Source organism: Legionella qingyii (genome assembly GCF_003990155.1).
GTDB lineage: Bacteria > Pseudomonadota > Gammaproteobacteria > Legionellales > Legionellaceae > Legionella > Legionella qingyii.
On record NZ_RZGX01000010.1, the window covers coordinates 25,280 to 37,791 of the forward strand.

The following is a 12,512-nucleotide window of genomic DNA, read 5'->3' on the forward strand; positions in this document are numbered from 1 at the left end:
ACTCGTGATTAACCGAATTATTACACTGTTTTTAGTATTTTTTACGCAGCAAATTTTTGCTCTTGATTTAGAATTGACCCAAGGGATTAATTCAGCTTTACCTATAGCAATCAACTCTTTTGGCTCAAATAATACATCTCAAGAAATCGGACAAATTATTGAAAATGACTTAAATTTATCAGGTCAGTTTCGAATTGTTTCTGGCCCACAAGGCGCGAACTCACAATCATCAATTAGTACTTTAAAACAGCTCGGTGCTGACAGTGTTGTTACGGGGCGTGTTAACCAAGTAGGAAGTCATTATGAGGTGAGTTTTACTTTAACTGATGCAGTAGCTAATGGAGCGACTTTATTAACAAAAACCTATCAAATCAGCGCCAATCAAATCAGGCCTTTAGCACATCATATTAGTGATGAAATATACCAAAAGTTGACAGGTGAAAAGGGGATTTTCTCTACCCGCATTGCTTATATTTCTGTCCAAAGAACTAGGAGCAGTACCCATTACTCGCTTGAAGTGGCTGATGCGGATGGACATAATCCACAAAGCTTGTTGATTTCATCCGAGCCTATTATGTCTCCAGCGTGGGCTCCTGATGGTAAAACTATTTCCTATGTTTCTTTCGAGAAAAAACGAGCACAAATATTTACTGTTTCAGTTGAGACAGGCCAAAGACGTTTAATTACTAGTTTCCCAGGAATTAACGGGGCACCTGCGTGGTCTCCGGATGGCAGGGAATTGGCTGTAGTGTTATCTAAAAGTGGGACACCAAAAATATACAGTATAGACATCAATACCGGGAATATGAAGCAATTGACCTTTGGTGACGCTATTGATACTGAACCACGGTATGCTCCGGATGGAAAAAGCTTATTATTTACCTCAGGTAGAGGTGGTTCACCTCAAATATATCGATTATCTTTAGCCAATGGCCAAGTAAGTCGAGTAACGTTTGAAGGCAACTATAATGCGCGTGCTTCTTATACTCCAGATATGAAAAATATCATTATGTTGCATCGCGACGACAAGCAATTTAACATAGGATTACAAAGTGCAAGCGGTGGGCCAATTGTAAGCCTGACATTCTCTGGCCGCGATGAGTCTCCATCTATTGCACCCAATGGTCGTTTAATTCTATACGCGACCCATAATCAAGATAAAGGTGTACTGGGTATCGTTTCTCTGGACGGTAGAATAAGAATGAGACTCCCCGCGCGAGAAGGAGATGTACAAGAACCTGCGTGGTCTCCCTATTTGGGTTAATTATGTCACGAATTATTTATGTGCTTGTTTTGTGTTTAGGGTTTTTAAATTGCTATGCTTGGAATGCGGCAGGCCACAAGGTCGTGGCACAAATTGCCTACGATAATTTATCACCAAAAGCGAAAGACATGTGCTATAAATATCTTCGTTCGCGCAGGCATAACACACCTAACTCGAGTTTTGTTAGTGCTTCAACTTGGATGGATGAAATTAGGTGGAGGGAAGTATATTGGTATGATGTAATGCATTATATCGATATCCCTTTTTCCAGTGATGGAACTCGCTTACCTCCTGTTGAAAGTACTAATGCAATAAAGGCAATTAAACAAGCATCGTCTGTGCTTACCTCTAAAAAAACGAATCCATCAGACAAAAAACTTGCATTACGGATGTTAATTCATATTGCAGGTGATATACATCAACCTTTACATGCCGTAACCCACGTCAGTGCACAACACCCGAAAGGGGACCTAGGTGGTAATTTATTCTTTTTAGGGAAAAACCCAGTAGGGGCTAATTTACATCAATACTGGGACAATGGGGCTGGTTTTTTTCTTGGGCAATATGATGATGCGCGAATTAAAAGCACAGCGCAGCAATTAGAACAAAAATTACCTTGTTCAGATATTGATGCCCAGATTAAACCTGCTAAATGGGCAAAAATGTCCCATAAACTGGCCTTAAAAAATGTTTATCAAATTAATCCTAATGAAACGCCTAGTGATAAATATCAAGAAAATGCTCAGCTATTAGTTCAAAAACAGGCTACTTATGCAGGATGCCGGTTAGCTGCATTGCTGAATAAGATTGCACAAACATAGTTTTTTGTACTATTCAAAAGGAAAGCTTGTGATTGCTGTTGCAATAGCTGAAACTGAATCTGTGAATTAGCGATGTGTACAAAACTCAAGGCTCGTCTGCGGGAAATAGGTGGAATTAAATAAAAGGTCAACATATTCTATTTAGTGAACCGTATTTTCAATATACTCAAAAGTTCTTTTGTGTAAAATTATCTTTTGCACCTTCGTCAAGATTTTCCTGTAATGCTAACTGGTCATACAGTTCAACTAGCTTGCCTATTAATTTAGGAAAGTTATTTTCGAGCAGTTCCTTCTTCTTCACATTCTTAGCATGATGCAATCGAGTGACAGCATGGGGTTTATTGAGTGTTGAATAGGCTTTTTTGTGTGTTTTTTCAAAGTTGTTTTCTGCTTTTTCCAAGTCTATTATATTTTTATTGAAATCCTTAATCAGGTTATTCAACTGAAGTGAAAACTCCGTGCTTTTATCCTTATGCAATTTGATTTTAAGACTGATTAATTCAACAAAAATATTAAACAGCCATTGATAATGCAATAAATCGAATAAGTCTAGTTTGTAACAAAGACATGGAGCTAAATTGTTTTGCAAGAGTTTGATTGCTTGATCTGATGAGCATGGGGCCTCAAATAATGGAAGCTGTCTGCGAGTATTTTTTGTGAAGAAGGGTATAATTGAATATTTAGTAGTTTCTATTATTGCTGGTTTAGCACTTAATTCCTCACTAACCCAAGGTATGGTTTCCTTACAAAGATAAAGATGAAGTTTATATTGCTCTTCTGCATGTTTCTTCAGGTAAAAATCAAGTTTTTCTTCTTCTGTACTTGCTATTCCCGTGTTTATAACCTCAATTTTTAGTCGGTTACTTTGGGATTGATAGTGCTCTATAATTGTTTGAGGCTCAGTATCATCAAATACCACAAATTTAGCTTCATGTGCCTTCTTAAATTCGTCCTCATTAAGTAAAATAATGACATTTGAAATACCAACTTTATCAAGTTGGTACAAGTGTCCAAAAGGAATATCGGTATATTCTACGTTTGACCAAATTACTGCAGTTTTCATTTGTATTTACAATTTGGTTAGCATGCATATTTATTAAATATAGCTTAGGAAATGGAGTATTTTGATATAGACGATGATAATCAGTGGCGAATAGGTGGTTGGCAGTACTCAACAATTATTGCCGATATATGTTGCTTATGAATACTGTAATGACACATCCCTTTTCTCCGCACCTGATTTTGCAAAACAACCCAAGTCGGCAAAAGCATATTATAATTTGTTGAATAATGGCGAGAAAGATTCTTGGTTTCGTGAGGGTTCTATGTTGGTAGTGGTTCTGCTTTTAAGAGCATTGATATGAACCAAGAGTAGATGGGATCAGTTTTAGAACTGATTCAATCAAGTGGGTTTTATTGGTTTAGCAGAGTTTACCTAAATGTACATTGCGAACATACATTAATCTTAAGTCACTCCATTCTCATTTAATGTGTATTTAAACTTCGAAATATATGATGAAAAGCAGAATATAAATATTGTGCTATATTTTAGAGGCAATTGTTTAAAAATAGGATTTTTTCCTCAATGAAAAGGAATTATAAAAATGAATAAATTATTTGCAAAGATGGGTATATTTAGCTTATTAATGAGTGTTTCTTTATTTGGTTGGACCGGACCTTGCAAAGTCATTGCAATTACTTGTATGCAAAATGGTTATTTTAAAGGCGGGGAGAATGCGGGTAAAGAACTAGTCAAAGACTGTGTTTTACCTGTCGCAATGGGTAACAAACAATTACCAAATACCAATTTTAGTCCAGAACAATTGCAACAATGCAAAATGAAGTTAGCAGAAAAAGTAAAAAGTAAAATGCAACAAAAAATGCAACAGTAACATTTAAACTCCTCACCCCTTGAGGGAGAGGAGTTTTACCTTATTCCTTTTGTAATGATTCCATCACAGCCCCTAAGAAGCGAGTTGCTTCGCCTCCAGTTACTGCTCTGTGGTCAAAACTAAGTGATAGGGGAAGTATATTATGTGCTTCTACAGATCCTTGGGTAGTGACAACCGCTCCTTGATAGAGTCTACCCACGGCTAAAATGGCAACCATTGGCGGAACAATAATTGGACTTGCAAAGCGGCCAGCAAATTTTCCAAAATTAGAAAGGGTTATCGTTGCTCCTTTCAATTTATCTGCAGTAATTTCTCGATTACTGACAGATTTTTTAAAATCATTAATCATTTTTCGCAGATCGGCATCGGAAAGTTTTGCCGCATCATGAATAACAGGTACAAACAAACCTTCCTCATTATCCATTGCTAAACCGAGGTGCACCTGCTCAAAACATTGTCGTGCACTATGTTTTGTATCAAACCATGCATTTAAGGCGGGTTCTTTGTTAGCGGCATAGATTATTGCTCGAACAAGGCGAACTGTAATATCAGTACCAGGCTTCCAAGCACTAATATCTGCTTCATCAAAAATACTTACGGGAACAACTTCGGCGTGAGATTGAACCATACTGTTGAGCATTGCGCGTCTTACTCCGCGTAGAGGTTCAAAGCCTGCTGGAACTTCGGAGTTTTTATCTGCTTGCGCCTGAACATCATTACGAGTAATGACACCAAATTCTCCGGTTCCTTTAACTGTAGATAAATCAACACCAAGTTTTTTAGCAAGCATTTTAACAGCTGGTGTTGTCTTGATACGATTTCTACTACTGTGTTGGGCTCCAATAGTGAAGTTATCTTCAAAGATTTCACTACTTTCTTCTAAGTTACCGACAACTGTTCCTTTATCTGCAGCTTTGGCACTTGTTGATTCAAAAGCTACCAAAGGCTCACCCGTTTTAATTACATCTCCAGGGTTACCGTATAATTTGCTAATAGTTCCAGACTGAGGACAAGGTACATCAACTACTGCTTTTGCAGTTTCCATAGAAACTAAAGGTTGATCTGCTACTACTGTATCACCTTCTTTGACAAACCATTCATGAATCTCAGCATCCGGTAGGCCTTCACCCAAATCAGGTAGATTGAATATATTCATTATTACTCCATTATGCTCATAACGCTGTTTTTAATACGTGTAACACTGGGTATGTATTGTTTTTCCAGTTGGAAATACGGCATTACAGTATCATATCCAGTTACCCGTTGAACCGGAGCCATTAACTCAGTCATAGAATTTTCCATAATCTGTGCTGAAATTTCGGCACCAACTCCACAAGTTTTTGCTCCCTCATGAACGATAACACAACGTCCAGTTTTCTCAACTGAGGCTAGAATTGTTTCGATATCTAGTGGTTTAATTGTTGCTACATCAATGACTTCACAAGAAATTCCTTCATCACCCAATTGTTTCGCTGCTTGTTGCGTTTCGTGAATACTAGCGCCCCAACTTACTAATGTAACGTCATCACCTTGTTGCAAAGTAAAACATTTACCTAGAGGAAGAGCCTCGCCATTATCTTCCACAGGTTGTTTGACCAAACGATAAATTCGTTTTGGTTCAAGAAAAATTACGGGATCTGGATTACGCATAGCCGCTAAGAGTAAGCCATAAGCTCGTCGTGGAGAGGAGGGAATCACAACCTGTAAACCAGGAATATGAGCAAATAATGCTTCGGTGCTTTCTGAATGATGTTCAGGTGCTCGAATACCACCACCAAAAGGAGCGCGGAACACAAGTGGGCAGTGTAGTCGCCCGCGCGTCCTATTACGCATACGAGCGGCATGAGAAATAATTTGGTTCATGGCTGGATAGATAAATCCCATGAATTGGAATTCAGCAACAGGTTTCAGACCCTGTATTGACATACCAATTGCTAATCCAGCAATCATGGATTCTGCTAGAGGAGTATCAAAAACTCTTTTTTCACCGAATCGTTCTTGTAATCCTACTGTGGCACGGAAAACACCACCATTTTTACCGACATCCTCTCCAAAAACCACAACATTTTCATCATGTGCTAACTCATAAGCCAAAGCCTGAGTTACTGCTTCAATTAAAGTAATATCAGGCATGAGTTGCTTCCTCCATAGCTATTGCACGTTGCTCCACTAAATACTCAGGTAGTTCCGCATAATGATAATCAAAAATGCTACTAATCGGTTGGGTCTTCATACTTAAATATTCATTAACAGCTTCTTCAACCTCTTTAGAACACTGGATTACCAAACTCTCTTCATCTTGAGCATTCCAGATCTTATGTTCTATAAGAAATTCTTTGAATCGCGTTATAGGTTCTTTCGGTTTTGCTTTTTCAACTTCTTGACATGGTTGATACCGGGTTGCGTCATCAGCTGTGGTATGATCCGATAAACGGTAAGACAGGGCTTCGATTAAAGTCGGCCCCTCACCACGGCGTGCTTTTTCAATCGCATCACCAATAATTTGTCTTGTTGCAAGAATATCATTTCCGTCAATTTGCATGCCTGTAAAACCAGCAGCTATAGCTTTTTGGGCAATAGTTTGTGAACCAGTCTGTTGATTTCTGGGTACTGAAATTGCCCATTGGTTATTATTAACTATAAAAACTACAGGTAACTTCCAAGTACCTGCAACATTCATGGCCTCGTAGAAATCACCTTCTGAAGTACCACCTTCACCCAGGCATACTACCGCAACACGTGGTTGATTTCTGTATTGAAAGGCAAATGCAACGCCTGCTGCATGTAAGCACTGAGAGGCGATGGGCACACATATTGGTAAATCTTCCGAGTTACATGAAAACTGACTGCCGCGCTCATCTCCACCCCAAAATGCTAAGATTTCAGACATTTTTACACCGCGTTGAAATTGAGCCGCATAATCTCGGTAATAAGGCACAAAAACGTCTTCAGGACGCATGGCATGACCTATAGCTGCTGAAATTGCTTCTTGTCCATTAATCGGAGCATAAGTTCCCATTTTACCTGTTCTTTGCAAAGCGATAGCTTTTTTATCGAAAGTGCGTGTAAGAACCATGATTTTATAAAGTTCTTTGAGCGCAGAATGATCATGGGCAAAAGGAGGTAGTTGACCGACCAGTTTTCCATTCTCATTTAAAAATTGAGTATATGTAATATCAAATTGAGCAACTGTTGCCATGTAAGGCTCCTTGTCAATAAAGCGTTTGCATAGCATACTCACAAATTAATTCAAAAACCAGAGAATAAGTAAGAAACTTGTAGGCTACTGAAGCATAGAGGAACCTGCGAAATGTCTAAAATACTAATCATCAGGTTCGCGTCGCTTCACTCAGCATCTGTATTAAAGAAAGTTTTTGTAATAATTACCTAAGAGGAACATTTTGAGTCAAATTGTATTATATTCATTGGACTATAGCGATTCATTACATGAGTACTATCAAAAATTGCACCATTTACCGGGTTTTGTTCTTCTAGAAAGTACAGACCGTTTTCATGGACGTTATGATATTATCAGTGCTTATCCTTATGATTTTATTCAAATCGAACAAAATTGCCAAGATTTGCCGGGTTTATTAAAGAGAATAAATCAAATCTTATCGCCCGTACCTTCTGTGGTGGATCTTCCTTTTCAAGGCGGTGCTCTTGGCTATGTTTCATATGATCTTGGTGCAAAGTTAATAGGGATAGACTCTAGTATACAGCCTACATTAGAGAATATGCCTTTGCTGGACTTTGGATTATATGATTGGGCAATTATTGTAGATCATCATCAAAAAGAAATAACATTATTTGCTGCAAATATGCATCAATCAACTCCCAAAGTAGTTGATGAAGTATTGGAACTGTGGAATGCCGTTAGCAAGCAGCCTTGTGATGCGTTCATTAAAAGTGATTTTACTCCTTTGTTGGATAAACAGGATTACATGAATGCTTTTTCTTCCGTATATCAATTTTTAAAAGAGGGAAGAAGTTATCAGGTCAATCTTACTCAACCATTTCATGCTGCTTATGAAGGAAATAGTTGGGCATTTTATAAAAAAATCTGTATGAAAAACCCTGTGCCTTTTTCCGCCTTTCTAAGGACTCCCGCAGCTGATATTTTAAGTTTTTCACCAGAACGTTTTCTTTTCTACGACGAAGGAAAACTAGTTACATCGCCAATTAAAGGGACCATTGGACGCTCCACGAATGAAGCTGAGGATGATGGGCTAAAAAATAAATTGTCATCTTGTGAAAAAAATCGAGCCGAGAATGTAATGATCGTTGATTTATTGAGAAATGATCTGGGTAAAATTGCTAAATCTGGCTCGGTGAATGTGACTAATTTATGTGAAATACAAAGTTATAATTCAGTTCATCATTTAGTAAGCACAATTGAAGCTCAATGTTTGCCAACTATTCTGCCATTTGAAGCATTTTTGTCTTGTTTTCCAGGTGGTTCTATTACAGGAGCACCCAAAATTGAGTCTATGAGAATTATTGATGAACAAGAGTCTTATGCTCGCGGGGTTTATTGTGGGGCTATAGGCTATTTTTCGCGGCATGGGCGATTTGACACGAACATTGCTATTCGAACGATTACCGCTAAAGAGAATATTTTACATTTAGCTGCTGGCGGTGGAATAGTTATTGACTCAGACTGTGAAGATGAATATCGTGAATGTTTTATCAAAATAGCAGCGGTTATTAATGGACTTAAATGAATTTAAAGGGAAAAAACTTGAGCATTCGGCAGTAGTTGTCTTGTATGAACAATTATCTGATTCATTAATTCTGACGCAACGCAGCGATCAATTGCGCACCCATCCAGGAGAGATTTGTTTTCCTGGTGGTACATGGGAAGAGGGGGATGAGAATTATTATGTTACGGCGCTTAGAGAGTTGTATGAAGAGTTAGGTATTAACCCAGAACGCATAACCCTAATCAAAGAATTAAACACTCAAAAAACACTATTAGGAAGTATTATTCATCCTTGGCTTGCGAGCATCGAGTCGGTACACCCATATCAATTAAATTATCATGAAGTCGTCCGCTTAATCTCGATCCCAATGGCACTAGTACAAGATGCTCAAAATTATAAAGAATTTATGATTAAACGTGACGGTCGCCGTTATGTCACTTGTGAGTTTACTGCGAATAAGGATTGGGTGTGGGGAGCAACAGCTCGCATAATGAAACAATTGGTAAAATAAAACTTCTTTTGACACGTCACTAAAGAGTGACATTGTTGCGGAGTAGCGATACTAAGGGACGAGAGTTAATTCTATTCAATTTAGACATCCCGGGCTTCGCTGTGTGCTTCACCCGGGTACATATTTATATAGCAACAGCCGGTTTTTTTTCGGGGTGGCTGGGAGAAGTATGGGAATCTTTAAGTGCCCGACGAAGAATTTTCCCAACATTTGTTTTTGGGAGTTCATCATAGAACTCAACAATTTTGGGAACTTTATAAGCAGTTAGATGCTCTCGGCAATAAGCAATAACTTGTTCTTCAGTTAAATCAGGATCTTTTTTAACAACGCATGCTTTGACGCGCTCACCAGACTCCTTGTCAATTACACCCACTACACCAACTTCTAGAACACCAGGATGCATTGCAATAACTTGTTCCACCTCATTAGGATAAACATTAAAGCCAGATACGAGTAACATGTCTTTTTTGCGGTCGACTAAATAAATAAAGCCTTCTTCATTCATTTTGCCGATGTCACCTGTTTTTAAGTAGCCACTTTTAGTAAACACCAAAGCGGTTTCATCGGGTCGTTTCCAATATCCTGGGGTTACTTGTGGACCTTTAATGCATATCTCTCCGCTTGTTCCTATAGGTACTTCATGTTCGTCATCATCAAGAATAACGACATCGGTAGAAGGGATAGGCACTCCTATACTCCCGCTATATTCGGTCATATTCATGGGATTCATGATGGCCGCGGGACTGGTCTCAGTTAATCCATAAGCTTCCAGTACCGGTGTTTTGGTGACCTCACGCCATTTAAGAGCTACACTCTTTTGTAACGCCATGCCTCCGGCAAGTGAAATTTTTAGTTTACTGAAATCAACTTCTTTAAATTTGGGTTGGTTCAATAAACCATTAAAGAGTGTATTAACACCGGTAATTGCTGTAAAACCTACTTTTTTGATTTCTTTGATAAAATGTCCCATATCACGAGGATTCGTAATCAGTACATTTCTTGCTCCATGTTTCAAGAAGGTCAAACAATTAGCCGTGAGCGAGAAAACATGGTAAAGAGGAATCGCAGTAACAATAATATCATCGCCATTGATACCTATCACAGGTCTAATCCATGCATCTGCTTGCAAGACATTAGAGACCATATTGCCATGAGTCAAAATGGCACCTTTTGCAACGCCTGTTGTGCCTCCGGTGTATTGTAAAAATGCAATATCATCATGCTCTAAATCAACATGATGTATAGGTGCTTGTTTTCCCTCAAGTAACACATAGTTAAACGCGACTGCATGAGGAATGTTATAAGCAGGTACCATTTTTTTAACATACTTTATTATTGAATTAATAATTAGTCGTTTCGGTGTTGGGAAAAGATCTGCTATTTCAGTCACAATGACATGTTTTAATGTCGGAATGGAATTTAATCCTTTTTCAACCGTTTTTGCAAAATTAGCAAGCACGACGATCGCCTCGGCTCCAGAATCATTCAACTGATGAACAAGCTCGTCCGTAGTGTAAAGTGGATTTGTATTAACAACAACATAACCTGCCCGTAAGATTCCAAACAGAGCCACTGGGTATTGAAGAACATTAGGAAGCATGATTGCTACTCGAGTTCCTTTATCCAGTTTAAGCTGCTGGAGATAAGCAGCAAAATCTCGACTTAACTCATCCAGCTCACTAAAAGTAATACTACTCCCCATATTGCTATATGAGATTTTATTAGCATGACGCGTGCAGGATTCTTTAAACAAATCTACGAGGGAAGAATATTGACTTGGGTCAATTTCATGGGGAACTCCTTTCTGATATTGTTCAAACCACCGTTTATCCACCTTAATATCCTTCTGTTATTGGTTTTCACATGTTAGTATAAACAAAAATATTGGTTATGGATATCATACTCATGAGTGAAAATACAACACAAACTCAAGCATTTAGATTAAAAGGTCGCCTTTATACATTTACTGTATTACAAGTATTAAATACGGATCCTGAGGCTTTTAAGCATCAACTGGACGATACTATTGCCAAAGCCCCTAAATTATTTGAGCATACGCCAGTTGTTTTTGATTTATCTTCGGTACACCAATTAGAATTTGATTTACAGGCTTTACTCCAACTAGCTCGTTCCCATGGCATGATTCCTGTTGCCATTCAGGGAGGAAGTATAATACATGATACCCTGGCTCAATGTAACGGATTGGCCGTACTGCATGCTTCTTCAACGCAGGATAAACCCATTATTGAGCGACCAATTGAAAATAGTCATCATGAAACTACAAAATCAAAACTAGTTACTACACCTGTTCGCTCGGGGCAGCAAGTTGTAGCAAAAGGTGCTGATCTTGTAGTGGCTTCTTCAGTAAGTCATGGTGCTGAATTATTAGCTGATGGTTGTATTCATGTATATGGAGCTCTAAGAGGAAGGGCTCTGGCTGGGATTTCTGGTGATAAAGAGGCACGAATTTTTTGTCAATCACTTGATGCGGAATTGGTATCAATAGCTGGATTTTATCGCTTAAGCGATGCGATCGAACCTTATAATGGACCCTGTCAAATTTATTTATTGGATGAGCATATACATATAGAGCCCCTATGATAGAAGCTGTTTTTATTTCTGATCTTCATTTACACCCGGATGATCAGGCCATTCAAGAGCGTTTTAATCAATTTATTGAATGGGCTAGAGTTTCTGTCAAGAATGTTTATATTCTGGGCGACTTTTTCCATGCATGGGCAGGAGATGATACCGTCGATGAATGGAGCACGGTGATTGCTCGTCAGTTATATTCCTTAAAAATACAAGGAATTAACTTGTTTTATATGCATGGAAACCGTGACTTTTTGCTGGGAAAAGCCTTTGCTCATATGGCAGGGTGGACTATTTTATCTGAGCCAACTGTCATTCAGTTAGGACAGGAAAAAATACTACTGGTGCATGGAGATCGATATTGCACTAAAGATAGAGCACACCAACGTTTTCGTTTTTTAACCAGAAACAGAATCTTTTCTACCTTATTCTTAAGTTTACCATTGAAATATCGCAACCGATTAGTAAATCAAGTGCGATATCGTAGTCAGATGAATCAGAGCAAATCTATAGAGGAAATGGATGTAGTTGCTGAAGTGGTAATTGACCATATGCTATACTATCAAGTGAGTCAATTAATTCATGGTCATACCCATAAATTTGGCATGACAACTCATCAAAAAAATTCGCAAAAATTAAAGCGTTATGTTCTCAGTGATTGGGATGACAAACCCCAGTTATTGTGTTATGATAATACAAAAGGGCTCTATTTTGCCCACTTGTGATGTT

General features: G+C 38.4%; 13 protein-coding genes. 8 read left to right on the plus strand and 5 right to left on the minus strand.

The window, feature by feature from the left end:
• The first annotated feature begins 4 nt into the window (after window positions 1-4).
• Both tolB and ELY20_RS08615 read left to right on the plus strand, forming a co-directional pair.
• Window positions 5-1,264: a Tol-Pal system beta propeller repeat protein TolB gene (tolB, locus tag ELY20_RS08610; protein WP_110143026.1), complete on the plus strand. Its 1,260-nt coding sequence runs from the start codon at window positions 5-7 to the stop codon at window positions 1,262-1,264.
• 2 nt (window positions 1,265-1,266) lie between these two features.
• The gene (locus ELY20_RS08615; protein ID WP_165831612.1) at window positions 1,267-2,085 is read left to right on the plus strand and encodes a S1/P1 nuclease; all 819 of its coding nucleotides are present in this window, start codon (window positions 1,267-1,269) and stop codon (window positions 2,083-2,085) included.
• 166 nt (window positions 2,086-2,251) lie between these two features.
• On the opposite strand, the gene ELY20_RS08620 is transcribed toward ELY20_RS08615, so the two are convergent.
• Window positions 2,252-3,148, minus strand: a complete 897-nt coding sequence (locus ELY20_RS08620; RefSeq protein ID WP_110143024.1) for a hypothetical protein — start codon at window positions 3,146-3,148, stop codon at window positions 2,252-2,254.
• 94 nt (window positions 3,149-3,242) lie between these two features.
• Here ELY20_RS08620 and ELY20_RS08625 point away from each other — a divergent pair, with 94 nt between their 5' ends.
• Both ELY20_RS08625 and ELY20_RS08630 read left to right on the plus strand, forming a co-directional pair.
• On the plus strand, window positions 3,243-3,449 hold the full coding sequence (locus ELY20_RS08625) for a hypothetical protein (RefSeq protein WP_110143023.1): 207 nt from the start codon (window positions 3,243-3,245) through the stop codon (window positions 3,447-3,449).
• Window positions 3,450-3,689: 240 nt separating this feature from the next.
• Window positions 3,690-3,977 (plus strand): hypothetical protein, encoded by a 288-nt coding sequence (locus ELY20_RS08630; protein ID WP_110143022.1) that lies wholly within the window; start codon window positions 3,690-3,692, stop codon window positions 3,975-3,977.
• A 40-nt stretch (window positions 3,978-4,017) separates the two neighbouring features.
• On the opposite strand, the gene ELY20_RS08635 is transcribed toward ELY20_RS08630, so the two are convergent.
• Genes ELY20_RS08635 through pdhA form a run of 3 tightly spaced genes read right to left on the minus strand, consistent with a single transcriptional unit; the run spans window position 4,018 to window position 7,176 of the window.
• On the minus strand, window positions 4,018-5,133 hold the full coding sequence (locus ELY20_RS08635; protein ID WP_110143021.1) for a dihydrolipoamide acetyltransferase family protein: 1,116 nt from the start codon (window positions 5,131-5,133) through the stop codon (window positions 4,018-4,020).
• 2 nt (window positions 5,134-5,135) lie between these two features.
• A complete protein-coding gene (locus ELY20_RS08640) occupies window positions 5,136-6,110 on the minus strand; it encodes an alpha-ketoacid dehydrogenase subunit beta (protein WP_110143020.1) in 975 nt (324 codons plus the stop codon).
• On the minus strand, window positions 6,103-7,176 hold the full coding sequence (gene pdhA, locus ELY20_RS08645) for a pyruvate dehydrogenase (acetyl-transferring) E1 component subunit alpha (protein WP_110143019.1): 1,074 nt from the start codon (window positions 7,174-7,176) through the stop codon (window positions 6,103-6,105). The genes ELY20_RS08640 and pdhA overlap by 8 nt, the downstream gene beginning before the upstream one ends.
• 202 nt (window positions 7,177-7,378) lie before the next feature.
• Here pdhA and pabB point away from each other — a divergent pair, with 202 nt between their 5' ends.
• Together pabB and ELY20_RS08655 are read left to right on the plus strand one after the other, a co-directional pair.
• Complete coding sequence (pabB, locus tag ELY20_RS08650) at window positions 7,379-8,701, plus strand: aminodeoxychorismate synthase component I (protein WP_110143018.1); 1,323 nt, start codon at window positions 7,379-7,381, stop codon at window positions 8,699-8,701.
• Window positions 8,688-9,191 carry an NUDIX hydrolase gene (locus ELY20_RS08655; RefSeq protein ID WP_110143017.1) on the plus strand — a complete coding sequence of 168 codons (504 nt, stop codon included), beginning with the start codon at window positions 8,688-8,690 and terminating at the stop codon, window positions 9,189-9,191. The genes pabB and ELY20_RS08655 overlap by 14 nt, the downstream gene beginning before the upstream one ends.
• 124 nt (window positions 9,192-9,315) lie before the next feature.
• Here ELY20_RS08655 and ELY20_RS08660 read toward each other — a convergent pair whose 3' ends face one another.
• Window positions 9,316-11,025, minus strand: a complete 1,710-nt coding sequence (locus ELY20_RS08660) for an AMP-binding protein (RefSeq protein ID WP_110143016.1) — start codon at window positions 11,023-11,025, stop codon at window positions 9,316-9,318.
• 71 nt (window positions 11,026-11,096) lie between these two features.
• On the opposite strand from ELY20_RS08660, the gene minC reads away from it, so the two are divergent.
• Window positions 11,097-11,792 carry a septum site-determining protein MinC gene (minC, locus tag ELY20_RS08665; protein ID WP_165831611.1) on the plus strand — a complete coding sequence of 232 codons (696 nt, stop codon included), beginning with the start codon at window positions 11,097-11,099 and terminating at the stop codon, window positions 11,790-11,792.
• On the plus strand, window positions 11,789-12,508 hold the full coding sequence (locus tag ELY20_RS08670; protein WP_110143014.1) for a UDP-2,3-diacylglucosamine diphosphatase: 720 nt from the start codon (window positions 11,789-11,791) through the stop codon (window positions 12,506-12,508). The genes minC and ELY20_RS08670 overlap by 4 nt, the downstream gene beginning before the upstream one ends.
• The last annotated feature ends 4 nt before the right edge of the window (window positions 12,509-12,512 follow it).